We start from the raw sequence: 25642 nt of genomic DNA, 5'->3' as shown, positions 1-25642 counted from the left end.
GGGCGCTGATCGCTGCCTGGATCGTATTGCGCCACTTCATCTTTTGAAAAAATCCTTGGGCAACGTCGCCTTGAACCAAGTCAACGCGTTGAGGGTCATTACCCCGGACCGGCTGGTATCCAGCAAGGTCTTATTGACGCGGTCAAGAAGTCGCTGTTCGCCCTTGCGAATTCCGATGTAGCAGGGGCTGTCCTTGAGCGTAATCAGCAACTTTGTCTGGTCCCGTGTTTGCAAGTCGTCGATGGTCTCGATGACCGGGCTGCCGACGGCAATGTAGTCGATCTTCTTGTCGACGTAAGCCTGAACGATCTCCTTGGTACTGTCGAACTCGACCGGCGACGCGTGCGGCGCCGCTTTGCGCAGCTCGGTGTCCTCCAGACTGCCGCGCAGTACGGCGACACGGCGTCCCGACAAATCGGCAGCGGAGCCACTGCGTCCGAACACGCCCAGATACAGCGGTGCGTAGGCAATCGAAAAGTCGATCAAGCCCTCGCGCTCGGGGGTTTTCCCAAGGCTGGCGATGATCAGATCAACTTTGCCGCTTTGCAATAGCGGAATGCGCTCGGCGCTGGCAACCGGAACCAGTTCAACCGGCAGCCCCAACTCGATCCCCAGCATCCGTGCGACCGATATATCGTAGCCTACGGGTGCGACCCCTTTCATATACCCGAACGGGGGGAAATCTTTGGGCACCGCCACCCGCAGGACGTGACGCGCCTGGATTTGCGCGAGTTGATCGTGCTCTGCGGGCTGTGCCGAACTGCTCGCCGGCGCCGCGCAGGCCGTCCCCACGGCAAACAGCACTGTTGCTGCCAAGGCAAGTTGCCGAGGTAAACTTCGAACGGTTTTAACCAATCCGTGCATGCGGTTGGTGCGGGCGATGATGGTACTGTGATCGGGTATCGGCAACATGGATTTCTTTTCTGGTTTTTTGGATTACCGACTGAGCGGCTGGTACTGCACGGGATGTTCCAACTCCTGCGCCGGTCCGGTCGGGCGACTCGAACAAAGCGCGGCACTTGCGCTGACCTGCGCCCACTTGCGCAAGTGCAAAGATTGTATCGCTATCTTCATTGCTATAAGCCAACACTTCCTCAAATCTCCTTCAGGTCATCGCCATGCAATTCGGGATCAATGCGAACCAGTGAATGACACTGAGAATCCTGCTGGATTGCATGATTGTCTTGGCGTTTATTTTTTGAATTCTACTATTGAATTCATATTTTACATACAATAATTGGATGTAAAATGTTGTCCCTTTCCGGAGATCAGGGCGCATAATGCACGCGGTAAATCGCTCCGGCGAAGTCGTCACTGATGAGCAGGGATCCGTCGGGCATGACCAGCACGTCAACCGGACGTCCCCACACCAGTTCCTTGCCGCTGCCGTCCGTTTGCAGCCAGCCTTCGACAAAGGGTTCGTGGCGGACCACCCGACCCTGGCTATCAAACACCACCCTGACCACCCGGTAACCGATTTTTTTGCTGCGGTTCCATGAGCCGTGTTCGGCAATGAATGCGTTGTTCCGATAGGCCTCGGGAAATTGTTTGCCGGTGTAGAAGCGCATGCCGAGGGACGCGACGTGCGGCCCCAGCTTGACCACCGGCGGCACGAATTCGTCGCATTGGCGGCCAGCCGCAAATTCCGGGTCCGGCGTATCGCCCTGATGGCAATACGGAAAGCCGAAATGCTGACCGGTCTTTGTGATGTGATTGAGCTCGTCGCTCGGCATGTCGTCGCCCATCATGTCCCGCCCATTGTCGGTGAACCACAGCGAATGGTCGGTCGGGCTCCAGTCGAAGCCGACTGAGTTGCGTACCCCGCGCGCTACAACTTCCGCTGCGCTGCCGTCAGGTTTCATGCGCTGGATGTTGGCGAAGCGCGGGTCCGGATTGCAGATGTTGCAAGGCGCGCCGACCGGCACATACAGCCAGCCGTCCGGCCCGAAGGCGATGAACTTCCAGCCGTGATGGGTGGCGCCGGGGAAGCGAGCGCTGACCACAACGGGTGCAGGCGGATTGGACAGCCGATCGTCGATGCCATCCAGACGCAGAATCCGCGACACCGCCGATACATACAACCGGCCATCGCGGTAAGCCACGCCTACCGGCATGTTCAAACCCGCTGCAATGGCGTGTACCGCGCCGGCCCGCCCCTGTTCCAGCTCAACTGCATAGACCTTGCCGGCACCCATGCTGCCGACGTACAGCACCCCGCGTCCGTCTGCATAGCGACCCAGCGCCATCTCGCGCGCATTCGGGACGGCGTCGGTCAGCAGCTCGATATGAAACCCGGGCGGCAGGCGCAGCCGGTCAAGCATCAGATTGGCGGCCGCAGTCACATTGCAGAGCAACCCGAGCAGCCCGAGCAGAATAAACCCGAGTGCCGGGAAGCGGCGTTTGCATTGCCTTGTGACGATCATTGCGTAGCGCATCGGCATACTCCCATCCCGCTGTATCGGAAGACTAAAGCTACCTTGACCGGATAGCACACGCCGGTCAAGCGTCGCTGCGATAACCGTCAGCAAATAAGCAACACTGAATAATGTTTTGCAGTGCAGCAATCAGCTAAAATCCTCAACAGAACAATCACTTCAACGGGATGTAACATGAAACGTGTCATCTTCAATCAAAAGGGCGGCGTCGGGAAATCAACCATCGCGGTCAACCTCGCCGCCATCGCGGCGCACCAAGGCAAAAAGACGCTGTTGATCGACATCGATCCGCAGTGCAATTCCAGCCGTTATCTGATGGGCGACGCGGCCAAGGAGGCGACTCCCACTTTGGCCGACTACTTTCAACAGACCCTGGATTTCGTGATTTTCCCCAAGGCGGCGAACAGCTACGTGCACGCAACCCGTTTCGAGAACCTCGCACTGATTCCGTCGCACCCGGCAATCGGCGATCTGCAATCCAAGCTCGAATCGCGCCACAAGATCTATAAACTGCGCGATACCCTGGTTGAATTGGCGAAAGAATTTGACGAAATCATCATCGATACGCCGCCCGCCTATAACTTCTTTACCCAGTCCGCGCTGATCGCCGCCGACTGTTGCCTGATTCCGTTCGACTGCGACGATTTCTCACGCCAGGCGCTTTACACGCTGCTTAACAATGTGGCAGAGATCAGGGCCGACCACAATCCGGCGCTGGCGGTCGAGGGGATTGTCGTGAATCAGTTCCAGCCGCGCGCCAGCCTGCCGCTGCGTGTGGTCAACGAGCTCCTCGCCGAGGGCCTGCCGGTGCTGGACAGCAAACTCTCCAGCTCCATCAGGATTCGCGAATCGCACGAACAGGGGCTGCCGATGATTCATCTGGATGCGCGTCACAAGTTAAGCCATGAATTTATTGCGCTATATCAGGAATTGCAATCGGCCTGAGAATCGAACGCAAAACCGGCCGGCCTTATACCGACGCGCTTCCTCCCCTGCTGCTTGAATGTCTGTTGTTGAATTGGTACTTTACCGTCCAATTTAACCGGTTAAAACCGTTGACGACAAAATATCAGTCCGGTATTGTGCATTGCAGCACTTGTTGATTTTCGGCAACCTTTGGGGAGGTTCTTATGAAACATCGATTTATCGCTTCGTTGTGTCGGATCGTCGGGCTATTTGCGATCCTTGGTATTTTTTCCGGCGCAACGTTTGCGCAAAATGCGGTCAAGCTTCCTTCTTACCAGGTCAATCTGGGTCAGACCTCGGTGTCCGGCCTGTCGTCCGGCGCATTTATGGCGGCGCAATTTCAGGTCGCATTTTCCAGCACGCTGGTCGGCGCCGGGATTATTGCCGGCGGCCCGTTCTATTGCGCCGGCTCGTCACCGTTCACGCCTTTTTTGGTGAATGCCGCAACCATCTGCATGAATCCGCTTCCGGGCTTTGCGCCGAATGCCGCAGCCTTGCTGTCATCGGCCAAAATATTCGCCCAAGCCGGATTGATCGACAATCCCGCCAATCTGAAGACGCAAAAGGTCTATTTGTTCAGCGGCAAGGATGACCAAACAGTGACGACGTCGGTGGTGAACCAGACCGCAGCCTTTTACAAGCTGGCCGGCGTACCCTCGAAAAACATCCAATACGTACACAATGTCGCTGCCGGTCATGCCATTATCACCAACAATAATCAGGACGTTGCCTGTCCGAAAACCTCAGCGCCGTATATCAACGACTGCCACTTCACCCAATCGCAAAACATCTTGTCCTATATCTACGGCAAGCTGAAGCCGCCCGCTGTCAAACTCAGCGGGCAAATCATCCAGTTCGATCAGAACGAATTCGTGCAGTCCCCGATCTCCAGCATGGGCGATGCCGGCTACGCCTACATTCCGAAATCCTGCGAAACCGAGACTTGCAAGGTGCATGTGGCGTTTCACGGATGCGAGCAGGGCGCCACCAAGATCGGCAATCTTTTTTACAGCACCACCGGCTATAACGAACTGGCCGACAGCAACAACATCATCGTGTTGTATCCGCAGGTTCAGGCCAGCAGCCTTATTCCCTACAATCCCAAAGGATGCTGGGACTTCTGGGGCTACTCCAGCCCGAATCAGTTCGCACCCAATTTCTATAGCCAGCAGGCACCGCAAATGGCGGCAGTCAAAGCGATGCTGGATCGTTTGAGTCAACCCCGGCAATAACGACATTTTTCCGTTAGCCCGGCGCCATCGGGCTGACTCTCATGTAGCGGCAGCAGACAGAATTTGGCGCTACCAATTCTTCGACGGCAGTGATGACGATCGTGCAGGGCCTCACTCACGGTGAAAAACACCACCAACAATTCGCAAGGAATCCCGAAGATATGTTGCAACCCACGTTGACTGGTTTGTCCGGTAATGAAATCTATTGCATGCATTTGAAAGGACTCCGGCCCACCGGCATTTTGGTCGGCAACAGCGTCCAGTCGATGGGCATCCTCGGTAGTCTCGGTTCCGCCTTCCGTGGGGTCATTGGCGGTGAGATTCCGGCCGTAACCGACATGATCCATGCCGGACGCGAAGCGGCATTTGAACGGATGGTCGACGAAGCAATCCGCGAAGGGGTCCATGGCGTCGTGGGCGTCACGTCGGAACTGCGCGGGCTTGCAGGGAATTCCGAGTTCCTGTTTGTCGGATCAGGGGTAGTCGGGAACGGTGAAATGAAGCGGTTCACGAGTGCCGGCGATGCACAGGAACTGTATTGCCACATGGATGCCGGGTACGAGCCGATCCAGTTTGCCTTTGGAAATATTGCCTACTCGGTGGGCGCGGTGGGTGGAATCTCCGGCGCTTTAAAGACGCTGGTGCGGGGCGAAATCAAGGAATTCAGCGACATTTTCAACAAAACCCGTCATCACGCGCTTGACCGCCTCGTCGCTCAGGCAAGGAAGGCCGGTGCCAACGCCGTTGTCGGAGTGAGGACGCACGTCATGAGATTGAGTGGAATGCATGAGATGTACATGACCGGCACTGCGGCCATGCACCCCAGCCTGCCCGCTGAGTGCAGCACGTCGCCGGTTACCTGCGACTTGACCGGTGAAGAGTTATGGTCGATGACAAGCTTGGGTTACGCACCGGTCAAGCTCTTGATTTCCACGTCGGTCTACTCGCTCGGCGCTATCGGCGGGTTGAAGGCCATGTTCAAAGGATTTGTCAAAGGCGAGATCAGCGACTTGACCACTTTGATCTATGACGCGCGCGAGAACGTGTTCGACCGCTTGAAGGCTGATGCAGCGGCTGCCGGCGCGGAAGAAGTGGTCGGGACCAAAACGTACATTGTCGAACTCGGCTCCGGCCTGGTCGAGGTTGTCGCGATAGGAACCGCCGTTCGCAAGTTGCCCGACTTCAGTGTCTTCACCCCCGCTCTTCCTTGCCAGGCGATTATCCGGGATAAGGACACATGGTTAAGTGGTGACGGCGGCTTTGACCTGCAATCGACACGCGCCGGCGGTTGATGGCTATTCAGGAACCAATGACCGACTTTGCGCAACAACATCCTCTGGGTTTTCAAGAATTGCGGCGAAAAAAAAGCCCGCTGGTAAAAGCGGGCTGAATCCAATTCCTTGAAGAAGTTGGAGGAGACAAATGCACTATGCTGCATTGCCGCATATATTGCCAATTTTTATTCGATATAAGAGATATCGTAATGGTGAATAACACGCTGCGCCGGCAGGAAAAATGCAGCGGGCCGCAAATGCGGCCCGTGAAACTCGTGGCTGCCTTGCTACTCTTAGGCGGCTTTTTTTACAGCTTGCGACAACTGGTCCGTGGTTTTGGCGACATGCGCTTCCACCGAAGCAACGGCTTGTTTGGTGGTTTTGGTGAGTTGCTCGTAACCGGCATTTGCATTGCTGACGACCGACTTCAGCATTGCCACCGCATTTTCAGAACCGGCAGGCGCATGCTTGACGACTTCTTCCACCAACGCTGTGACCTTGATTTTCGAATCGGCGATTTGCGCTTCAGCGGCTTTCGTGAAGTCAGCCTTGACGCTGGAAACGATTTCAGTCAGGTGAGTGCCATATGAAGTCGCTTTGTCAGCGTTCAGCTTTGCTTGTGAAGCGATCAGCGCGAAAAATGCTTGCGGGTCTTTTGCGGCAAACAATTGCTGGGCGGCAACGCCGGATTCTTCTGCGTACGCTTTAGCGGCAGCGATGTTCAACGCAATCGCCTTTTCTCCACCCTCAACCGCTTTGCTGGCCAGCGCATTGAACGTTGCGAATTGGGATTCAAACAGGGCTTTGGTTGCGGATGAAAATTTATCTAGATTCGAAAACATGAGATTCTCCTGAAGGGGCAATAATGAGGTTATGCAGGCCTCCGAGGAAATGGTGCGCTGCAACAATTCGTATTCTACGCGAAGATTTAAAAATCGCCAGGTTTTTTTTAGGTGTCGGTAACGGGCCTGTGGTTGGCATCCGACAGGTTCATAGCCAGCGTCTTACCTGTGACTTGCAGGCACGCTACCTGCCACAGATCAAATAAGCGCTAGCGCGCGCTTTCAAGCTGGATTACGGTAAATGCACCGGCCATTTTGTCGGCGACAAACCTGACTTTGTCGCCTGGCTTTACCTGATCAAGCATCGCCGGGGCTTGCACGCGAAAGACCATGGTCATCGCTGGCATATCGAGGTTCGTAAGCGGGCCATGCTTGATGGTGATTTTCCCGGCTTCCTTGTCGACTTTCTTGATTTCGCCCTCCGACATCGATGCCGCCGTTTCTGTTGCCTGGCGCGCGCCGCTCGATTCCTCTGTCTGCGCGGATTCGGAAGCCAGCTGTGCAGTGTCGGCCAGGGCAAAGGATGCCGAAGACAACGCGAGGATTACTGCCAAAGTAAGTGTTGATATCGCATTCATGGTGTTTTCTTTCGCTTGGTTTCGGTTGTAATGCTTGTATGCCGCATGACGCCCGTCGGCCTGAACCAGAAAGGCGTCATAGGGCATTGCCCCTAAAAGAGCACAACGTGTCAGCGGCTTATCCTTTCACGACTTTGATTTTGCCAATCATGCCGGCTTCAAAATGACCCGGTGCCAGGCAGCCGTAGTTGAACTCGCCTGCGTTGGTGAACTGCCAGACCATTTCTTCCTTGTCCCCTGGTTTTACGTGCGTCATGTACGGCTCATCGTGCTCCATCTCCGGATTTTTCTTCATCAGTTCGCCATGCGCCTTCAATTCCGCCATCGTGCCGAGCACGATTTCATGCTGAGCCTGACCTTTGTTGCGCACGATGAACTTGATGGTCTCGCCTTGTTTGACTTTGATTTCTGACGGATTAAAGCGCATGGTGTCGTTCAAGTCGACGGCAATCGTCCGGTCAACATGTTTCGGGTCTCCCGCCGTGCCGAACGCGTGCTCTTCGGTGGAAACAGGCGTCGCCGCCTTGTCTTTCCTGGCGTGTCCATCGCCGTGCGCCAGTAGCGCCGGCCCGGCGATGGACAGGGAAGTTGCCAATACTGCGAGAGCCAGGCGAGAAGTCAGGGTTGCTTGCTGTTTCATATGATTCCTTTAGTAAGTTGGCGGGTGATTAATCGCGGTGGTTGTGCCCGGAGGGCTTCCGTACATGCATTTCGACATTCCCGGGCGGATTTGCCGCCGGCATCGACTGGCCGCCCGCGGAACTGCTGCGTGCCGTGTCGGGCGGGTCGCCTTTCCACTCGTATGCGACGGTAGCGGCCGGGTGCCGGTACCAACCCGGGTCCTTGTAGTCGCCCGGCTTCTGGTTCTTGCGCACCTTGACGACAGTGAACATCCCACCCATCTCGACCCCGCCAAATGGACCTTGCCCAGTCATCATCGGCAACGTGTTGTCCGGTAGCGGCATCTCCATATCGCCCATCGAACCGCCGCGTTCGCCCATGACCATATAGTCGGGGACCAATTTGTTGATTTTCTCGGCCACTCCACGGTGGTCGACGCCGATCATGGTCGGCACGTTGTGGCCCATGGCATTCATCGTGTGATGGGCCTTATGGCAGTGAAACGCCCAATCTCCCAAATCGGTCGCAACAAACTCGATGGCGCGCATCTGACCGACGGCGACATCGGCGCTGACTTCCGGCCAGCGGGACTCAGGGCGTGTCCAGCCGCCGTCGGTGCCGGTTACTTCGAACTCGTGCCCATGCAAATGAATAGGGTGGTTCGTCATCGTCAGATTGCCGACACGGATGCGCACCTTGTCGTTCTGGCGCACGACCATCGGGTCGATGCCCGGGAACACGCGACTGTTAAAGGTGAACAGATTGAAGTCCAGCATCGTATTCACCTTCGGCGTATAGCTGCCAGGGTCAATGTCGTAGTTGTTCAGCAAAAACACGAAGTCCCGGTCAACCGCCATGAAATCGGGGTTCTTCGGATGCGTCACCCAAAAGCCCATCATGCCCATCGCCATTTGCACCATCTCATCCGCATGCGGGTGGTACATGAACGTACCGGGCCGCCTGGCGACAAATTCGTAGACGAACGTCTTGCCCGGCAAGATACCAGGCTGCGTGAGGCCGGTGACGCCGTCCATGCCGTTTGGCAGGCGCTGCCCATGCCAATGGATGCTGGTATGTTCCGGCAGCCTGTTGGTGACGAAGATGCGCACCCGGTCGCCTTCGACGACTTCAATGGTCGGGCCGGGCGACTGGCCGTTATAGCCCCACAGATTCGCCTTCATCCCGGGCGCCAGCTCGCGCACCACCGGCTCGGCGACCAGATGGAATTCTTTGACGCCATTCTTCATGCGCCATGGCAGCGACCAGCCGTTGAGTGTGACGACCGGGTGATACGGGCGTCCGTTCGGCGGCATCTGCGGTGCCTGGGTGGCCGCAGCGCTCATCGTTACCGCTTCCGGCAACGATGCCGCACCGGCTCGGCTGACAAGTCCTGCGCCGACCATCGCGGCCGCGCCTGTGAAAAAATTTCGACGTGAAACCATTGCGATTCCTTTTTAGTGTTCCTGGGAGGCGGCTGCGCCGGACGCACGCGCGCGCATTGGTGCAGAGGCTGCGCCATTGCCATTGATTGCAGCCTGCAAATCGGTTTCGGCTAGCCAGAAGTCGCGCTGCGCCTCGATTGCCGTATTGACGCTGCCCACCTGGTCGCGGGCGTCCGCCAACAGTTCGAAGACACTGGCCAGCATGCCGTTGTAGCGCAGCAGCACTTCATCCGAAATCTTCTTGCGCAGCGGGACGACCTCTTGCCCGTAGTGTCTGGCCAGGTCATACGTGGTGCGATAGGCGGAATAGGCTTCGCGCGCTTCCGAACGCGCCCGCACCGCCGTGTCAGCCGTGCGGTGGACCGCCTGCATGTAGGTGGCTTCGGCCTTGGCCACACGCGCGCCGCCCCAATCGAATATGGGCGATTCAAACGATATTTCGTAGCCGTTTTCCCGCGGCTTGCCAGTCACGCTCTTGTTGGCGTAGCCCGCATCGAAGACGTTGATAAACCCGGTCGCTCTGGTGAGCCCCAAGGCCTTGGCGGTCGCTTCGGCATCGCGCCTGGCCATTTGTACATCAAGGCGCTGGGTCATCGCTTGCGACTCGATATCGGCAATCTCGTTGGGCGCTTGGGGCAAGTCCGGCAAACGCTCGGGCAGTTTGAACGCCGTATCGCCGCCCCACAGGCCCATGTGCCGCGTCAGCTGCTCACGCGTCGCGGTGGCTTCATGACGCGCCCGGGCCAGTTGCGCCGTGGCATCCGCGTAAAACACCTGTTCACGGGCCTGGTCCAGCCGGCTCCAGTTGCCGACCTTGGCAAGCTGGCGCGCCAGCTCGGCGCCGGCTTCCGCAGCGGCCGCGACTTGCTCCATGTAGCGGGCCGTTTGCTGTGCCGCTACCGCGTTGAAGTACGCTTTGCGGGTGTCTGCAGCCAGCTGGACTGCTTGCGACGCGGCCTGCAGCTTGGCCTGCTCAAAGCGGCGGCCTTCGATATCGCTTCGCATTGGAATGGTCAGCAGTCCGACCAGGTTGAACATGATGCTGCGGTCGATTTCAAGCTCGTCACCAGCGCGCATACGTCCGAAGGAAAACCCTGGATTGCGCAAGCGGCCGGCCTGTACCAGCTCGGCTTCCGAGACGCCCAGGTCATCCAGCGCAGCCTGTAGCCCCTGGTTGTTCAAAAAGGCGATGCGGACCGCCGTGTCCGGCATCAGCGGCTGCGCCGTGAGTTGCGACAGCGCCGTCCGGGTTGACTCGGTGTCCGTCGACTTTTCGCGCTGGACGGACTGGCCGGTGCGCTGCCTGGTCATTGCCGACACGGCGTCGAGCCCGCCGTCGTTGGAGAAAGTCGCACATCCGGACAAGACGAATGCCGACAATCCGATGAAGAGCGGTGTAAAGCGTAGCGCTGGTTGTTCAGAGCGCATGGTTATTTTCCTTTGCTGTGATGGCAGTCATGGCCGGAACGGAAGCGTTCGCAGCGGCGCGGTCCAGCTCTTGATGTGTTGGTTGCGCGCTAGCCGCGAGCGCCAGCAATGCCAGCGCGGCAACCGGAATGCAGGTTGAAAACGACATGATTTCCTCGAAATCGATACAACATGCGTGTGAATACACGCGGCGTGGCACGAGGATTAAGCAGACGAACGGATGCCGTTCGGCGCACTTAACCCTGTACGTCGATTAAGCGGAAATACGTTTGGGAGGACGTTCCAGGCCAGCCGGGATGAAGCCGTTGACCAGGGGAGACGGGGAAATAACGACCGGCCCGGAATTGCTGTAAACCGGGGTGTGGATGGCAGCCGAGGGCAGCGCGACGGCAGCAACGCAGCATGCCGCGCAGGCACTGCAGAAGGCGCTTTGATGCTTATGCGGGGTGCCGGATGAATGGTCTGCCGCAACCGGCGAATCGGATGCGGCATGATGTGTCACCGCATCTTGCCCAGCATGGCTGTAGGTTGTCTTGCCGGCATGAGGATGCGCATCTGTTATCGCAGAAATTGCTAACGCAGTATGGTGTGCCGGGCCGCAAGACGCCTGCATAGCAGCAGCCAACCCCTGAATGGGCAGCGCGGCTATTAACAGCCATAACAATAACGTCTTGAACGTGCGGTTCATGTGAGCGGCGAATATAGGTCTGATGCGCAGTCTAAAGCTTCCCTAACGGGGAAGGTCAAGAACAGATGCGACAATATTTCACTGATGGCGGCTCCCGGCTGACGCCTGCAATTCGTCTGTTGAACAAAAGAAACAAGGCTGTGGCCAAGCCTGAGAACCACAGCAAAGTCCGTTTCCCTGGCAATGATGTGTGGTCGCGAATAGTGAACTTGATTCAATGCGGAACTACGCTAATATTTGTAAAGGAGGTTTTATGATTATTCGCCAATTGTTTGAGCCATTGTCCAGCACCTACACCTATCTCCTCGGGTGCGAGGAAACCGGCCAGGCGGTGCTAATCGACCCTGTGGTGAATGCGATGGAGCGTGACCTGGCAGAGATTAAACGGCTTGGCCTCACTCTCGCCTATAGCCTCGACACCCACATTCATGCAGACCACATTACCGCGGCGCTGCACCTGAAGACAGCAGTCGGAAGCAAAATTGCCGCACCGGCATATGACCGGCTGCCGTGCAGCGACATCGGCATCGAAGAAGGCAAACCATTTCAGGTTGGCGGCATTACGCTTGCCCCCTTGCACACGCCTGGCCACACCGACGGCCATTTCTCCTATCTGTTGGGGGACAGGGTATTTACCGGCGATGCACTCCTGATTGAGGGTTGCGGCCGGACGGATTTCCAGAATGGCGATGCAGATGCTTTATACAAAAGCGTTCGCGAGAAGCTGTTCACTTTGCCGGATGACGTCCTGGTCTACCCGGCGCACGACTATCAGGGCCGACGCGTTTCCTCGATAGCGCAGGAGAAGAAACGCAACCCTCGGCTTGGTGCGGAGCGCACTCTGGAAGAATTCAGACACATCATGGCAAATCTGAATCTGTCCTATCCGAAGTTCATTGATTACGCCGTGCCAGGAAACAAGCAATGCGGCGTTTGTCCGACCGGTCTGCCAGAGGAGCTTGAAAAGTATTGCCGGCACATGACCGTAAGCCCGCAGGGCTAGCGGCTTTCACTTCACCGCGCCCACCGTGAACCCGGCGACGAAGCGGTCCAAGAAGAAGTTGTAAAGCACCGCGATCGGCACGCTCACGATCAGGCAGGCGCCCATCAGCGATCCCCAGAAATACACGTCGCCGCGCACCAGGAAAGCCGGCACGCCGACGCTCACCGTGTATTGCGACGAACCGGTGATGAAGGTCAGGGCATAGATGAACTCCTGCATCACCAGGGTCAGCGTGAAAATGACCACCGTCAGTATGCCCGCCGAGGAGACCGGCACCACCACTTTCAGGAAGGCGCCGAAAATGTCCCGATCAGAATATCTTCGCTATCGCTTAAGATTGCTGGGTTTTTTTATATTATGGGTATCGGGCGCATCCATGGCGGCATTTTATTGGGAGCAGTTGCATTTGCTCTTAAAGGGAATGTTGATTGTGCTGGGATATGTTTATGTCCCGACGATGGGAACCTTCGAACAATTATTTGTACCTTATGATAAGTATTTCAAAGAAGGGCTGTGGTGAGCGAAGGTGTAGAGTTGTTCCAGCGCTATACCTGAATCGTAAACGGCCATTTATCAATGCCTGTACCGGCCAAAAGTCGCCATTGACGGTTGATTGGAAAATAAAATGCAATGGCCTGTTATGTCAAAAAAAGCAATAGAAATCGTGAAGTTCGTAGGTTGGTCCCTTTTGGCTGTATTTCTCTTTGTCTCCTGCTTATTGATCTACTTGTCTTGGGCAAGTGGTAAATGTCAGCAAACTTCCGCAGCTCGACAGTTTCTTTTGAGTAAGCTACCACCAGAACAAGCGAGGACGCTCAGGTCTGTCGCCACGGAATCGGATGAAGATAGTGAATGCTCGATGTCATTCGTGTTCCTGAAAGACGGAAAGGAAATTGAAGTTGATGGTGTATCAGACGACATTCACGGTACGAAGTTTTCTTCCTCTGATGGAGGAAAAACCGCATATTTCCTAAAGCACGGAGCACAGGAGAAATAGCTACTGAAATAAATTCGGGCAAGCGCCTTGCTTCATTGCGCAACTGGTGCAGTGTCCGCCACAGCTCGCCGTCGACCCAGGTCACGTCGGTGACAAAGCGGTTCTGCGGTTCCCGAAAATCAGCAGGGCGTGACACAACTCGTGATCCCGCCTTACCGCCCGCACCGCTTAATTAGTAGCCGTAGTTTCTGGCCACTGTATTACCTAAATATCCTCCACCAACCACACCTGCAACCGTCGCCAGCGTACGGCCGTTTCCGCCACCCACCTGATGTCCCAGAAGTCCGCCAATTACCGCGCCGGTGGCTATCCCCAACGGGCTCATTTGTGACACCGGACTCGCTTGTGCCACCGGGCGAGATTGCTCTTGCGGCGCTTGGTATTGCGGTGTCCGGTCAGCCTGTGCATACGATGCATCATGATGACGATAGACATGGTGGACTACCGTTTTTTGTTGTGTAGTAGTTCGCGTCGGCTCCACCGGATATCCCGCCACCGCAGGTGAGGCAACCGGCTGCATGTATTGATAGCCGCTGGCTGTCTGAACCAATACCGGTGCGCCTGTTGCCGGTGCGACGGGCGTGCCGGGAGTCGTCATTGCCAGCGGTGCGGCAGCGGTTGCCACTGGCGCTGGCGCTCCAACGACGTTACCGTGAGAACTCGGGAGAATGCCCGCAATCGCGGCGGCGCCAAGCAGGCTCGCCAAGATAACAGACACGGCCGCGCCAGCGACTAATGGGTGCATACGCGGTGTTGATTGGCTGACTTCCATTTGATTCTCCAGAGAACGTTGACAATGAAATTATTCTACTAACGTGTCGGCCTCTTACACATCGGGATTGTGTATCAGGTGTTTCGAATTGAAACGCGGCAACGTTTAACCTAATATTTGGGGAACCGGTCCAGCGTTTCGTGGAATGTTTACATCAGCGCGAGCGGATCGAAGGATCTTTAAAGCTCCAGCGACTGGGTGTGGAGGCGCGCACGGCAGCGGTGATGCGCCCAATTGCAATTGCCGTGGCGAGCACGGCAACCTCTGCGCGAACGCCGCCCATGACCGATTAGTGAAATGCCGGGCGCGCCGCTGCGAACCTCAAACAACAAAACGGCGGCACATTGCTGTGTCGCCGTGGCGTGAGCACACTCCGTTCAGTGATTTCCTTCTTTCTTCTCTTTGTCATTCTCAAGCTGACGGCGTTGCTCGGGCGGCTTGCCCTGTTCGCGAGGCGGCGGCGGCGCAGGCACCCCCTGCGGAGGTGGCCCTTGCCGTACTTCCGGACGCGGCGGCTGAGGCGGCGGCACAGGACGTTGCGGCTGAGGCGGCCGCACTTCCTCACGGGGACGCGGCTGCGGCACGTTCTGCGCCGGTTGTGGCGCAAGCGGTGGCCCAGGACGAACACGCTCTTCCGCTTGGGGCGGACGCGGTGCTTCAATTGGTCGCCCGGGTTGCGGCGGGACCGGCGTTACGCTCGGCTGCACACGCTGCTCGGCTTGCGGCACGCGTGGTACTTCGGGGGCCTTCACTGCCGGCGGCTGTACAGGTTGCCCCATCGCCTGCGGGCGCTCCTCGGTCCGCGGCGGACGCGGTACTTCAATTGGCCGCCCGGGTTGCGGCGGGACCGGCGTTACGCCCGGCTGCACACGCTGCTCGGCTTGCGGCACGCGTGGTACTTCAGGGGCCTTCATTGCCGGCGGCTGACCCGGCGTCACAGCCGAACGAGCGCGTTCTTCCGCTTGCGCGCCACGTGGCTCGGGCGGACGCGGGACCGCGCCCGGCGCGCCAGGACGGACTTGTCCTTCGCGGAGCAGCGGCGGATGCAGCACGTTTGCTGGCGTCCCTGCCGAGCTCTTGGGTGGTGCGGCTTCAGGCAGTCGCGATGGCACGCTGGCCGGAGCCTGGCCCGGCATTTGTCCAGTCTGAGGCATGGCGCGGCCTTCCGGCTGACGTCCCGCGTTAGATTGCACGGCAGGCTGCGGATTACCCGCGTGCGGCGGCTGGATCATTCGCACCGGCGCTTGCGCACCGGCGATCGACGGCGCTATGCCACCCGGCGCGGCAGCGGGCGCAAGCGGCCTGACCTGAAACGGCTTGTCTGGTTGCTTCGCAATTTCCGCTTGACGCAGCGCGAAGGAAGCCGGACGCGGGGGAGGCGCATTGACAGCGACGACCGGACGACTGGTCACCGTTGCCGGTGGCCGCACGGTGACCGGCCCCGCGCTCAGGCTCTGCCGGGCCGGTGCGATCGGCGCACCGCCGTGGATGACCGGGGCACGCGCCAGTTCTTGCACGGCCGCCGTTTTCAGCCGCGACGGCGCAACCATTCTGGATTGCGTGAACACCGTGCCGGACACCGCTGTCATGGCGGAAGGAACATTTCGGTTCACATAATTGATGTTGGTGACGTTGGTCACATTGGTGGTGTTCGTAAGCTTGGTGACGTTGGTCACGTTCGCCCCGTTGACTTGGCGCACGTAAGTTGGCGACACCGCATACCACGGCACATATGCTTCGTGGTAACCCAACGGGAACCAGCCCACTACCGGTCCGCTGGCGATTGAAATCGAGGTGCTGGCACCAGAGCCGCCGACGAACGCTACCAGCGCAGGAGCATAGACCGGACGCGCCTGCCTGTCTCCCGGACACCAGCCCCAGCGTCCCCGTATAAAGGCCCAACGTCCGTAGTGGAATGGCGCGAAGCCCCACGGCGCGCTATCGACCCAGGTCCAGCCCCAGGGCTCGACCCACATCCAGCGTCCGTCGCGGTAAGGCGCCCAGTCCACGGCGACGCGCGAGGGAAACCACACTGTGCCATATGTCGGAACTGTGGCCCACGAACCGTAGGTGTCGAGGTCTTCATAGCCCGTCATATCGTCCGGAACATAGTCCAACGAACGAACGCGATCCTCGCGTTGATCGCGCGCCAGCCAGAAGCGATCGAAGCTGTCCAGGGGCGGCAGCCGCGTCAGCTCGTAATCGGGGGAGTCGTTGAAGAGCGTAGCCTGCTGGTCGTCGTAGAGCAGGAAGTTCGCGTCCGGTCCACTCACGTTGGCTTCGCCGAAACGCACACTGACTGTGGTCTGCTGCCCATTGGGATCGACGTCGATGCGGTAATTGCCCGGTCGCTGCACGAGCACGGCGGCGCTGGGCGTATCAATTTCGAACAAGCCATCGCGCGCGACGTGCCGCACCCGGACATTGAGTGTGCCCTGGACTATGCGCAACTGCGTCGTCCTGCCGTCCAGATTCAATATGTCGACGTTGGTGCGCGTCCCCAGGCGTATGGCGGTGGAACCGATATGGACTTCAGCTCGTCCGCCTTGGTCCGACCATAGATGATCGCCCGTGGTGACCGGTCGGTTAATTTCCGCCAGCGACCAATCATTATCGAGCCCGGCAGGCGCGAACGAGACCGGTCCGGATATATAAGACAATCGCCCGACACGCCCGGGCGGATCGGCGAGCACCGCTGTGCCGAACAGCGCACCCGCCATGAATAGCAGACATGTGAGTATGACCCGATTTGCTTTCATGGCTGGCTCCTTTCGAAGGATCCGATGTGCAGAGTTATGTTGCAGCACGACGACGCCCGGCATGCGCATCACTGATGATGTTACATCTTCTAACGTTGTCCGGTAGAGACTCGTTGACCACGCCCACCCTGTCAGTGTGAGTAATATTCGTCGTCATCGCGGCGATGCCAGCGATATGCGTGCCGTTCACGATACGCTCCATCAACGTAGACGGCTGGCTGAGCGCCGTAATATTGCGGCTGCGGCTGATAATAAACCTGCTGCTCCGGCGGGTAATACGGCTCCGGCTGGTAATACTGCGGCTGCGGCGCCGCATACACCGGCTGCGAGTTGGCAATCAGCGATCCAATCACCACTGCACCGAGAATTCCGGCTGCAACAGCGACGCCGTTTCCGCGATCATGATTGCGATGGTCGTCTGCGAGGGCAGCAGTCGATACCGACGAAGCGAGCACGCCAACGATAAGCAGTGCAGAAAATATTTTTTTGCTAGCCATGATGAGGTCCTATTAAATTTGAGGCGCTAATACACCCGCGTCACGAATTCAATATAGGCCACTTCCAATTTTCTCAACCTGATTGCATTACCTCGTTACAAGTCTTACGGTTTATCCGGTTTTTGAGCTGTGCGATCAGTAGCGACACTATTGCGTCGTTGTTGATACAACTCGTTGCAATCGTTACCGCTTCGTTGCTAACTACTTCTCCGGGTAGACGTTAAATGCAAACATCATTTTAGGAGAGTCGTCGTGAGCGCCGTGGGTGCCATGATAACGATGATGATTAATGAATCGCCGATCCGCGAGTATGGCTTTTAGAATTGCTTCCCAATAACCAAGTCCAACCAATAGAAAACAGTATGAACAAACAATACGCAATAGCTGCCACGATGATTGCTGCCGCCGCCCTCGTCAGTGGATGCGCAGTTCCGAATTATTACGCCCCTGCAGCTGCGCAACCTTATCCGGCTATTTCACAGCCTTCACAGCCATATCCTGCATCGTCGCCATCCTATTCCCGCGTGTACGGAGTCGTCGACTCGATTCAAGTGGTGCAGGCGAACGACGGCAGCAGTAGCGGAAATAACGTGGTCGGCACGGTGCTCGGCGGAGTTGTCGGCGGACTCCTCGGGACTCAGGTCGGGGGCGGTCGGGGAAGAACCGTTGCGACCGTCGCTGGCGCAGTGGGCGGTGCCATGCTCGGCAACCAGATTGAACAACGCAACAATACACAGACGCGCAACGTGTATCAAATAGCCGTACGGTTGGACCACGGAGGCTATCAAACTTACACGCAAGAAAGCGTTGGCGACCTGCGAGTTGGAAATCGTGTCCGCATTGACGGCGATCGCGTAGAACGTTATTAAGGCAAGACGAACACAACCGCACGACCATCCGTCGAGAAGCGATCTCCCGCAGCGGTGACAGCACCCTTGCGCTTCCCGCCTGCGCCGCACCGACGCGATCGGCGACGATGAGCGCTCGCGCATTATCGATCGCGGGATCAATGCGGCGAAGGCGTTCCTTCAGGTTTGGCATATGATGGACAACCTCCTGCAATTAGCGTCCAGCAGGCCCAGCCAAACCAATGGCATTGGTTGAAGCATCAGGCACGAATGCAGCACTGAAGGAAAGGCAAAGCGCAAAGCCGGATCTGTTTAATGCCAGCAATTTGATTTTGGCATGTGAAAGAAAGAAAAATGACGATCATCGAATTACCGTTTCGGGCAACAACGGCGCAGGCTTGCCACTGGCTTGCGCAGCAAACCGGTACGCCATGGGCATTGGCGCGCATGATAGAGAACGGCTTGACCCCTTACGTTTGGCTGGACTATGACGCCGACTATCCTGCGCTGTTCGGTGACGCGAACGGTGGTTACCCGGCGCCGATTTTTTTCGAAGGCGACACCCAACGCCTTGCTGCCGGAAGCGAGGATGTACTTATTACGATCACGAAAGACGCCTATAAGATAGTGACGCAACTCAAGCCCCCGGGCTTTCGAAGAGCTTTGCATGAGTTACGTTTTCTGAAAAAGGATCTGGAACGCCTGGCAAGCAAACTCAAACGCGAGGCCGAGCCCGAACCAGTCAAAATTGAGGTGGCACAGGAATCACAGATTGGCATCAACAAAGAGCAGGTGTTGATGGCATTTGGCGGTCTGGTAAAAATTGATTTGGAACAGGCCCTTGCCAGTGGCGGTGGCATATTCGGCGATGAGGGAGCAAGGGTTAAAGGCAGTACCAAAAAGGCAAAAAACAAGGCCGTGTGGAATCCTGTCACATTGGCGCTGGGATTAAATGATGTGTATCGGGTACCAATGTCGCATCTGAAAAGAGCTTTTAATACGCATGATTTTCTGTACGCATGGGCTACGGAATGGAACCATTCTCTGGCGCTACTGGGTAAATAGGACGCCAGCGGCGGCCACGAAGATATTCCACCAGCCCCTGGCAGGAAGCGCTGCCCCAAAGCAAAAACCCTCCCCGATTGCTCGGGGAGGGTTTTCTAATAAGAGCCTGACGATGACCTACTTTCACACTGGTTGCAGCACTATCATCGGCGCAAAGTCGTTTCACGGTCCTGTTCGGGATGGGAAGGGGTGGTACCAACTCGCTATGGTCATCAGGCATAAACTGTAGTGTTGTTTGTTCCCGATAGGGCAACAAGCAACGCAATCCGGAAGAAGTAAAGTATGTTTTTTGTACTGCAGAGACCTGATTGATCAGGTGCCTGCAGCACTGGGTATGATTGCACATTTCTGGCAAACAAATAAGCTCACCATATAACCTGCTAAGGTTATAGGGACAAGCCTCACGGGCAATTAGTACTGGTTAGCTTAACGTATTACTACGCTTCCACACCCAGCCTATCAACGTCCTGGTCTCGAACGACCCTTTAGGGGAATCTAGTTCCCGGGAAATATCATCTCAAGGCAAGTTTCCCGCTTAGATGCTTTCAGCGGTTATCTCTTCCGAACTTAGCTACCCGGCAATGCCACTGGCGTGACAACCGGTACACCAGAGGTTCGTCCACTCCGGTCCTCTCGTACTAGGAGCAGCCCCCTTCAAATTTCCAACGCCCACGGCAGATAGGGACCAAACTGTCTCACGACGTTTTAAACCCAGCTCACGTACCACTTTAAATGGCGAACAGCCATACCCTTGGGACCGGCTACAGCCCCAGGATGTGATGAGCCGACATCGAGGTGCCAAACTCCCCCGTCGATATGAACTCTTGGGAGGAATCAGCCTGTTATCCCCAGAGTACCTTTTATCCGTTGAGCGATGGCCCTTCCATACAGAACCACCGGATCACTATGTCCTACTTTCGTACCTGCTCGACTTGTCAGTCTCGCAGTTAAGCACGCTTATGCCATTGCACTATTAGCACGATGTCCGACCGTACCTAGCGTACCTTCGAACTCCTCCGTTACACTTTGGGAGGAGACCGCCCCAGTCAAACTGCCTACCATGCACTGTCCCCGATCCGGATAACGGACCAAGGTTAGAATCTCAAACAAACCAGGGTGGTATTTCAAGGTTGGCTCCACGCAAACTAGCGTTCACGCTTCAAAGCCTCCCACCTATCCTACACAGATTGGTTCAAAATTCAATGCAAAGCTACAGTAAAGGTTCATGGGGTCTTTCCGTCTAGCCGCGGGTAGATTGCATCATCACAAACATTTCAACTTCGCTGAGTCTCGGGAGGAGACAGTGTGGCCATCGTTACTCCATTCGTGCAGGTCGGAACTTACCCGACAAGGAATTTCGCTACCTTAGGACCGTTATAGTTACGGCCGCCGTTTACTGGGACTTCAATCAAGAGCTTGCACCCCATCATTTAATCTTCCAGCACCGGGCAGGAGTCACACCATATACGTCCACTTTCGTGTTTGCATAGTGCTGTGTTTTTATTAAACAGTCGCAGCCACCTTTTTATTGCAGCCCTTTCACCCTCATGGCGCAAGCCAATCAAGCTACCGGGGCGTACCTTATCCCGAAGTTACGGTACAAATTTGCCGAGTTCCTTCTCCCGAGTTCTCTCAAGCGCCTTAGAATACTCATCTCGCCCACCTGTGTCGGTTTGCGGTACGGTCTCGTGTGACTGAAGCTTAGAGGCTTTTCTTGGAACCACTTCCGATTGCTTCGTGAACAAGTTCACTCGTCTCAACCCCTTGAATTACGCTGCCGGATTTGCCTAACAGCCTTCTCTGAGCCAAAAACCGACTATTCCAACAGTCGGACAACCTTCCGCGATCCGTCCCCCCATCGCATCACACGACGGTGCAGGAATATTAACCTGCTTCCCATCAGCTACGCATCTCTGCCTCGCCTTAGGGGCCGACTCACCCTGCTCCGATGAACGTTGAACAGGAAACCTTGGGCTTACGGCGTGGAGGCTTTTCACCCCCATTATCGCTACTCATGTCAGCATTCGCACTTCTGATACCTCCAGCATCCTTTACAAGACACCTTCGCAGGCTTACAGAACGCTCTCCTACCATATCAATAAATTGATATCCGCAGCTTCGGTGACTGGCTTAGCCCCGTTACATCTTCCGCGCAGGACGACTCGATCAGTGAGCTATTACGCTTTCTTTAAAGGATGGCTGCTTCTAAGCCAACCTCCTGACTGTTTTAGCCTTCCCACTTCGTTTGCCACTTAGCCAATCTTTGGGACCTTAGCTGGCGGTCTGGGTTGTTTCCCTCTTGACGTCGGACGTTAGCACCCGGCGTCTGTCTCCCAAGCTCGCACTCATCGGTATTCGGAGTTTGCAATGGGTTGGTAAGTCGCAATGACCCCCTAGCCATAACAGTGCTCTACCCCCGATGGTGATACTTGAGGCACTACCTAAATAGTTTTCGGAGAGAACCAGCTATTTCCAAGTTTGTTTAGCCTTTCACCCCTACCCACAGCTCATCCCCTAATTTTTCAACATTAGTGGGTTCGGACCTCCAGTGCGTGTTACCGCACCTTCATCCTGGCCATGAGTAGATCACTTGGTTTCGGGTCTACACCCAGCGACTGAACGCCCTATTCGGACTCGATTTCTCTACGCCTTCCCTATACGGTTAAGCTTGCCACTGAATGTAAGTCGCTGACCCATTATACAAAAGGTACGCAGTCACGGAACAAGTCCGCTCCTACTGTTTGTATGCACACGGTTTCAGGATCTATTTCACTCCCCTTCCGGGGTTCTTTTCGCCTTTCCCTCACGGTACTGGTTCACTATCGGTCGATTACGAGTATTTAGCCTTGGAGGATGGTCCCCCCATGTTCAGACAGGATTACACGTGTCCCGCCCTACTTGTCGCAAACTTAGTTCCACACCACCGATTTCATGTAAGGGGCTATCACCCTCTATGGCCACCATTTCCAGGGTGTTCCATTATCGCTGATGCTAAATCTTGCAGGCTGTTCCCATTTCGCTCGCCACTACTTTGGGAATCTCGGTTGATTTCTTTTCCTGTAGCTACTTAGATGTTTCAGTTCGCCACGTTCGCCTTGCATACCTATGTATTCAGTATGCAATACCCTAAAAGGGTGGGTTTCCCCATTCGGAAATCTGCGGATCAATGCGTGTTTGCTCGCTCCCCGCAGCTTATCGCAAGCTACTACGTCCTTCATCGCCTGTAATCGCCAAGGCATCCACCATGTGCACTTATTCACTTGTCCCTATAACGTTAGCTTCTGCCTGCGTTCACAGACAAAAAGCGGTTATAGAGGTATTTCTATGAGTTTAGCGTTTGCCGTATCCAAAGTGTTTTCGCATCGCATGCTTAACGCATGCTCTTTTGAGAACTCTTTACATACTTTTTGATTTGATACAATCATACCCATCCACAATGCTGTCGCATCATGGACGAATCTTTACTTCTTCTAGATTGTTAAAGAACAAAACAGCCAATGATCTTGAAAAGATCAAACCTAAATCCAAACGCTCGCGCGTTCGACTTAGGTTTGATTTTTGGTGGAGGCTAACGGGATCGAACCGATGACCCCCTGCTTGCAAAGCAGGTGCTCTCCCAGCTGAGCTAAGCCCCCGAAACTTGTGGTGGGTCTGGTTGGGCTCGAACCAACGACCCCCGCGTTATCAACACGGTGCTCTAACCAACTGAGCTACAGACCCGTTTGGATCAGTAATCAGCAGGCAGTCCGTCAGCATCTTCCGCTCACAAACAGCGCACCTAATAACTGTTCTTCTTTATTAACACACCGATAAGTGTGGACGCTTAATGTCCGTACAAACTCTAGAAAGGAGGTGATCCAGCCGCACCTTCCGATACGGCTACCTTGTTACGACTTCACCCCAGTCACGAATCCCACCGTGGTAAGCGCCCTCCTTGCGGTTAGGCTACCTACTTCTGGTGAAACCCGCTCCCATGGTGTGACGGGCGGTGTGTACAAGACCCGGGAACGTATTCACCGCGACATGCTGATCCGCGATTACTAGCGATTCCAACTTCATGTAGTCGAGTTGCAGACTACAATCCGGACTACGATACACTTTCTGGGATTAGCTCCCCCTCGCGGGTTGGCGGCCCTCTGTATGTACCATTGTATGACGTGTGAAGCCCTACCCATAAGGGCCATGAGGACTTGACGTCATCCCCACCTTCCTCCGGTTTGTCACCGGCAGTCTCATTAGAGTGCCCTTTCGTAGCAACTAATGACAAGGGTTGCGCTCGTTGCGGGACTTAACCCAACATCTCACGACACGAGCTGACGACAGCCATGCAGCACCTGTGTACTGGTTCTCTTTCGAGCACTCCCTCATCTCTGAAGGATTCCAGCCATGTCAAGGGTAGGTAAGGTTTTTCGCGTTGCATCGAATTAATCCACATCATCCACCGCTTGTGCGGGTCCCCGTCAATTCCTTTGAGTTTTAATCTTGCGACCGTACTCCCCAGGCGGTCTACTTCACGCGTTAGCTGCGTTACCAAGTCAATTAAGACCCGACAACTAGTAGACATCGTTTAGGGCGTGGACTACCAGGGTATCTAATCCTGTTTGCTCCCCACGCTTTCGTGCATGAGCGTCAGTGTTATCCCAGGGGGCTGCCTTCGCCATCGGTATTCCTCCACATCTCTACGCATTTCACTGCTACACGTGGAATTCTACCCCCCTCTGACACACTCTAGCCGTGCAGTCACAAATGCCATTCCCAGGTTAAGCCCGGGGATTTCACACCTGTCTTACACAACCGCCTGCGCACGCTTTACGCCCAGTAATTCCGATTAACGCTTGCACCCTACGTATTACCGCGGCTGCTGGCACGTAGTTAGCCGGTGCTTATTCTTCAGGTACCGTCATTAGCCCCAGGTATTAACCAGAACCGTTTCTTCCCTGACAAAAGAGCTTTACAACCCGAAGGCCTTCTTCACTCACGCGGCATTGCTGGATCAGGCTTGCGCCCATTGTCCAAAATTCCCCACTGCTGCCTCCCGTAGGAGTCTGGGCCGTGTCTCAGTCCCAGTGTGGCTGGTCGTCCTCTCAGACCAGCTACTGATCGATGCCTTGGTGAGCCTTTACCTCACCAACTAGCTAATCAGATATCGGCCGCTCTATGAGCATGAGGTTCTTGCGAATCCCCCACTTTCATCCGTAGATCGTATGCGGTATTAGCTAATCTTTCGACTAGTTATCCCCCACTCAAAGGCACGTTCCGATATATTACTCACCCGTTCGCCACTCGTCAGCGGAGCAAGCTCCCTGTTACCGTTCGACTTGCATGTGTAAGGCATGCCGCCAGCGTTCAATCTGAGCCAGGATCAAACTCTTCAGTTTAATCTCTGTTTTGTGGCATTGCTGCCTAGCATCGCTGCTATCGCTCACTCAAAATACTGACAGGCGCTCCCCAAGTTTGACCTTGCGAAGCATCCTATTTTCTTCTTTTGTGAACATTTAATGTTTTAAGTTTTACGCAAACCGCCGAAGCAATTCACGCTGCACTTCCATTAAACGCCCACACTTATCGGCTGTTAATTGTTAAAGAACTTCCCCTGCTTTGCGTCACACCGTAGTGTTCGCAGCACCGACAAATCGTTTTGTTTGTCGGCAGCAGAGAGATGAAAATACAGGATCGTTTTAACGTCCTCTATCAGCATCATCCGCCTTGAAGAAACCGTTATTTCCGGCGTCGTCTTCAGCGGGGAGGCGAACTATAGCAAGGGCACGCCTGGCTTGCAAGAGCTTTTTTGCAAAGGCCCATATATTTTTTCCCGCCCATCAAAAATCACAAATTAATCACTGCTCGTTGCGAGTTTTCAGATCAATCAACTGGGCATGGTTGACGCACAATAAAAGCCGCAGGAATTCTCATTTCAAAAGGCCTCTCGCGTTCCCTTGAAAAAATCGCGCAACTCGGCGGCTACGTGAAGAGCAATTTTATATCTCGTCACTTTTCTCGGACTACCCGCCCGCTGCGGTGCGGATTTCCATCCATTTCGTTGCTTGTGCCAGTTCATCAAACCGTGGAAAAGCGATATTTTTCATGTGCTTATCATTTCATGTTGGATTGGCACAGCATGTGCTTATAAGTGAAATGACGAGAATCTACGAATCTCGTTCTATAAATCTAAAAGGAGACACAAATGGATAATCA

21 protein-coding genes, 2 tRNA genes and 3 rRNA genes are annotated in these 25642 nt (G+C 55.6%); 8 read left to right on the top strand and 18 right to left on the bottom strand.

From position 1 onward, the window contains the following. Positions 1–36: 36 nt before the first annotated feature. Both AC3CHX_RS28090 and AC3CHX_RS28085 read right to left on the bottom strand, forming a co-directional pair. Positions 37–912, bottom strand: a complete 876-nt coding sequence (locus AC3CHX_RS28090) for a transporter substrate-binding domain-containing protein (RefSeq protein ID WP_488631215.1) — start codon at positions 910–912, stop codon at positions 37–39. Positions 913–1268: 356 nt separating this feature from the next. Continuing rightward, positions 1269–2441: a PQQ-dependent sugar dehydrogenase gene (locus AC3CHX_RS28085; RefSeq protein ID WP_488631214.1), complete on the bottom strand. Its 1173-nt coding sequence runs from the start codon at positions 2439–2441 to the stop codon at positions 1269–1271. 168 nt (positions 2442–2609) lie between these two features. Between AC3CHX_RS28085 and AC3CHX_RS28080 the strand changes: the two genes are divergently transcribed. The 3 genes from AC3CHX_RS28080 to AC3CHX_RS28070 all read left to right on the top strand — a co-directional run bounded on the left by AC3CHX_RS28080 (position 2610) and on the right by AC3CHX_RS28070 (position 5925). After that, entirely contained in the window at positions 2610–3380 is a 771-nt protein-coding gene (locus tag AC3CHX_RS28080) for a ParA family protein (RefSeq protein ID WP_488631213.1), read from the top strand. Positions 3381–3565: 185 nt separating this feature from the next. Beyond that, positions 3566–4633, top strand: a complete 1068-nt coding sequence (locus AC3CHX_RS28075) for an extracellular catalytic domain type 2 short-chain-length polyhydroxyalkanoate depolymerase (RefSeq protein WP_488631212.1) — start codon at positions 3566–3568, stop codon at positions 4631–4633. A gap of 161 nt (positions 4634–4794) precedes the next feature. Further along, the gene (locus AC3CHX_RS28070; RefSeq protein WP_488631211.1) at positions 4795–5925 is read left to right on the top strand and encodes a heavy metal-binding domain-containing protein; all 1131 of its coding nucleotides are present in this window, start codon (positions 4795–4797) and stop codon (positions 5923–5925) included. A gap of 275 nt (positions 5926–6200) precedes the next feature. Here AC3CHX_RS28070 and AC3CHX_RS28065 read toward each other — a convergent pair whose 3' ends face one another. The 7 genes from AC3CHX_RS28065 to AC3CHX_RS28035 all read right to left on the bottom strand — a co-directional run bounded on the left by AC3CHX_RS28065 (position 6201) and on the right by AC3CHX_RS28035 (position 11506). After that, positions 6201–6749: a phasin family protein gene (locus tag AC3CHX_RS28065; protein WP_488631210.1), complete on the bottom strand. Its 549-nt coding sequence runs from the start codon at positions 6747–6749 to the stop codon at positions 6201–6203. Positions 6750–6958: 209 nt separating this feature from the next. Beyond that, on the bottom strand, positions 6959–7327 hold the full coding sequence (locus AC3CHX_RS28060; protein ID WP_488631209.1) for a copper-binding protein: 369 nt from the start codon (positions 7325–7327) through the stop codon (positions 6959–6961). Between the two features lie 118 nt (positions 7328–7445). After that, on the bottom strand, positions 7446–7967 hold the full coding sequence (locus tag AC3CHX_RS28055; RefSeq protein WP_488631208.1) for a cupredoxin domain-containing protein: 522 nt from the start codon (positions 7965–7967) through the stop codon (positions 7446–7448). Positions 7968–7995: 28 nt separating this feature from the next. Next, complete coding sequence (locus AC3CHX_RS28050) at positions 7996–9390, bottom strand: multicopper oxidase family protein (RefSeq protein WP_488631207.1); 1395 nt, start codon at positions 9388–9390, stop codon at positions 7996–7998. A 12-nt stretch (positions 9391–9402) separates the two neighbouring features. Next, positions 9403–10818, bottom strand: coding sequence for a TolC family protein (locus AC3CHX_RS28045; protein ID WP_488631206.1), 1416 nt, complete (start codon positions 10816–10818; stop codon positions 9403–9405). Beyond that, a complete protein-coding gene (locus AC3CHX_RS28040) occupies positions 10808–10966 on the bottom strand; it encodes a hypothetical protein (protein ID WP_488631205.1) in 159 nt (52 codons plus the stop codon). The genes AC3CHX_RS28045 and AC3CHX_RS28040 overlap by 11 nt, the downstream gene beginning before the upstream one ends. Before the next feature lie 105 nt (positions 10967–11071). Further along, on the bottom strand, positions 11072–11506 hold the full coding sequence (locus AC3CHX_RS28035) for a hypothetical protein (protein WP_488631204.1): 435 nt from the start codon (positions 11504–11506) through the stop codon (positions 11072–11074). A 253-nt stretch (positions 11507–11759) separates the two neighbouring features. On the opposite strand from AC3CHX_RS28035, the gene AC3CHX_RS28030 reads away from it, so the two are divergent. Next, positions 11760–12509 (top strand): MBL fold metallo-hydrolase, encoded by a 750-nt coding sequence (locus tag AC3CHX_RS28030; RefSeq protein ID WP_488631203.1) that lies wholly within the window; start codon positions 11760–11762, stop codon positions 12507–12509. Positions 12510–12515: 6 nt separating this feature from the next. On the opposite strand, the gene AC3CHX_RS28025 is transcribed toward AC3CHX_RS28030, so the two are convergent. Then, positions 12516–12785 (bottom strand): hypothetical protein, encoded by a 270-nt coding sequence (locus AC3CHX_RS28025; protein WP_488631202.1) that lies wholly within the window; start codon positions 12783–12785, stop codon positions 12516–12518. Between the two features lie 25 nt (positions 12786–12810). On the opposite strand from AC3CHX_RS28025, the gene AC3CHX_RS28020 reads away from it, so the two are divergent. Together AC3CHX_RS28020 and AC3CHX_RS28015 are read left to right on the top strand one after the other, a co-directional pair. Continuing rightward, positions 12811–13029, top strand: coding sequence for a hypothetical protein (locus AC3CHX_RS28020; RefSeq protein ID WP_488631201.1), 219 nt, complete (start codon positions 12811–12813; stop codon positions 13027–13029). A 105-nt stretch (positions 13030–13134) separates the two neighbouring features. Beyond that, positions 13135–13506 (top strand): hypothetical protein, encoded by a 372-nt coding sequence (locus tag AC3CHX_RS28015; RefSeq protein WP_488631200.1) that lies wholly within the window; start codon positions 13135–13137, stop codon positions 13504–13506. 172 nt (positions 13507–13678) lie between these two features. Here the strand turns inward: AC3CHX_RS28015 and AC3CHX_RS28010 are convergent, their stop codons facing one another. From AC3CHX_RS28010 to AC3CHX_RS28000, 3 genes are all read right to left on the bottom strand, one after another. Beyond that, the gene (locus tag AC3CHX_RS28010; protein ID WP_488631199.1) at positions 13679–14278 is read right to left on the bottom strand and encodes a glycine zipper 2TM domain-containing protein; all 600 of its coding nucleotides are present in this window, start codon (positions 14276–14278) and stop codon (positions 13679–13681) included. 377 nt (positions 14279–14655) lie between these two features. Next, a complete protein-coding gene (locus AC3CHX_RS28005; RefSeq protein ID WP_488631198.1) occupies positions 14656–17037 on the bottom strand; it encodes a DUF6600 domain-containing protein in 2382 nt (793 codons plus the stop codon). A gap of 131 nt (positions 17038–17168) precedes the next feature. Continuing rightward, positions 17169–17534, bottom strand: a complete 366-nt coding sequence (locus tag AC3CHX_RS28000) for a hypothetical protein (RefSeq protein ID WP_488631197.1) — start codon at positions 17532–17534, stop codon at positions 17169–17171. 362 nt (positions 17535–17896) lie between these two features. Between AC3CHX_RS28000 and AC3CHX_RS27995 the strand changes: the two genes are divergently transcribed. Beyond that, a complete protein-coding gene (locus tag AC3CHX_RS27995) occupies positions 17897–18403 on the top strand; it encodes an outer membrane lipoprotein (RefSeq protein WP_488631196.1) in 507 nt (168 codons plus the stop codon). Positions 18404–18736: 333 nt separating this feature from the next. After that, a complete protein-coding gene (locus AC3CHX_RS27990; protein ID WP_488631195.1) occupies positions 18737–19447 on the top strand; it encodes a hypothetical protein in 711 nt (236 codons plus the stop codon). Positions 19448–19551: 104 nt separating this feature from the next. On the opposite strand, the gene rrf is transcribed toward AC3CHX_RS27990, so the two are convergent. From rrf to AC3CHX_RS27965, 5 genes are all read right to left on the bottom strand, one after another. Beyond that, positions 19552–19664, bottom strand: a 5S ribosomal RNA gene (rrf, locus tag AC3CHX_RS27985). Between the two features lie 173 nt (positions 19665–19837). After that, positions 19838–22713 (bottom strand): 23S ribosomal RNA (locus AC3CHX_RS27980). A gap of 293 nt (positions 22714–23006) precedes the next feature. After that, positions 23007–23082 (bottom strand) — tRNA-Ala (locus AC3CHX_RS27975). A gap of 8 nt (positions 23083–23090) precedes the next feature. Further along, a tRNA-Ile gene (locus tag AC3CHX_RS27970) sits at positions 23091–23167 on the bottom strand. Positions 23168–23292: 125 nt separating this feature from the next. After that, a 16S ribosomal RNA gene (locus tag AC3CHX_RS27965) occupies positions 23293–24825 on the bottom strand. Together the 16S, 23S and 5S rRNA genes with 2 tRNA genes alongside form the textbook arrangement of a ribosomal RNA operon. Positions 24826–25642: the final 817 nt, after the last annotated feature.

Source organism: Glaciimonas sp. OK215 (genome assembly GCF_057787885.1).
Note: the sequence above shows the minus strand (reverse complement) of the source record. Positions and strands in the feature narration are given on the sequence as shown.

Excerpts from the sequence above, each read along its gene's own strand:
- AC3CHX_RS28090 (WP_488631215.1), bottom strand. The coding sequence starts at position 912 with ATGTTGCCGATACCCGATCACAGTACCATCATCGCCCGCACCAACCGC.
- AC3CHX_RS28085 (WP_488631214.1), bottom strand. The coding sequence starts at position 2,441 with ATGCCGATGCGCTACGCAATGATCGTCACAAGGCAATGCAAACGCCGC.
- AC3CHX_RS28080 (WP_488631213.1), top strand. The coding sequence starts at position 2,610 with ATGAAACGTGTCATCTTCAATCAAAAGGGCGGCGTCGGGAAATCAACC.
- AC3CHX_RS28075 (WP_488631212.1), top strand. The coding sequence starts at position 3,566 with ATGAAACATCGATTTATCGCTTCGTTGTGTCGGATCGTCGGGCTATTT.
- AC3CHX_RS28070 (WP_488631211.1), top strand. The coding sequence starts at position 4,795 with ATGTTGCAACCCACGTTGACTGGTTTGTCCGGTAATGAAATCTATTGC.
- AC3CHX_RS28065 (WP_488631210.1), bottom strand. The coding sequence starts at position 6,749 with ATGTTTTCGAATCTAGATAAATTTTCATCCGCAACCAAAGCCCTGTTT.
- AC3CHX_RS28060 (WP_488631209.1), bottom strand. The coding sequence starts at position 7,327 with ATGAATGCGATATCAACACTTACTTTGGCAGTAATCCTCGCGTTGTCT.
- AC3CHX_RS28055 (WP_488631208.1), bottom strand. The coding sequence starts at position 7,967 with ATGAAACAGCAAGCAACCCTGACTTCTCGCCTGGCTCTCGCAGTATTG.
- AC3CHX_RS28050 (WP_488631207.1), bottom strand. The coding sequence starts at position 9,390 with ATGGTTTCACGTCGAAATTTTTTCACAGGCGCGGCCGCGATGGTCGGC.
- AC3CHX_RS28045 (WP_488631206.1), bottom strand. The coding sequence starts at position 10,818 with ATGCGCTCTGAACAACCAGCGCTACGCTTTACACCGCTCTTCATCGGA.
- AC3CHX_RS28040 (WP_488631205.1), bottom strand. The coding sequence starts at position 10,966 with ATGTCGTTTTCAACCTGCATTCCGGTTGCCGCGCTGGCATTGCTGGCG.
- AC3CHX_RS28035 (WP_488631204.1), bottom strand. The coding sequence starts at position 11,506 with ATGAACCGCACGTTCAAGACGTTATTGTTATGGCTGTTAATAGCCGCG.
- AC3CHX_RS28030 (WP_488631203.1), top strand. The coding sequence starts at position 11,760 with ATGATTATTCGCCAATTGTTTGAGCCATTGTCCAGCACCTACACCTAT.
- AC3CHX_RS28020 (WP_488631201.1), top strand. The coding sequence starts at position 12,811 with ATGTCCCGATCAGAATATCTTCGCTATCGCTTAAGATTGCTGGGTTTT.
- AC3CHX_RS28015 (WP_488631200.1), top strand. The coding sequence starts at position 13,135 with ATGCAATGGCCTGTTATGTCAAAAAAAGCAATAGAAATCGTGAAGTTC.
- AC3CHX_RS28010 (WP_488631199.1), bottom strand. The coding sequence starts at position 14,278 with ATGGAAGTCAGCCAATCAACACCGCGTATGCACCCATTAGTCGCTGGC.
- AC3CHX_RS28005 (WP_488631198.1), bottom strand. The coding sequence starts at position 17,037 with ATGAAAGCAAATCGGGTCATACTCACATGTCTGCTATTCATGGCGGGT.
- AC3CHX_RS28000 (WP_488631197.1), bottom strand. The coding sequence starts at position 17,534 with ATGGCTAGCAAAAAAATATTTTCTGCACTGCTTATCGTTGGCGTGCTC.
- AC3CHX_RS27995 (WP_488631196.1), top strand. The coding sequence starts at position 17,897 with ATGAACAAACAATACGCAATAGCTGCCACGATGATTGCTGCCGCCGCC.
- AC3CHX_RS27990 (WP_488631195.1), top strand. The coding sequence starts at position 18,737 with ATGACGATCATCGAATTACCGTTTCGGGCAACAACGGCGCAGGCTTGC.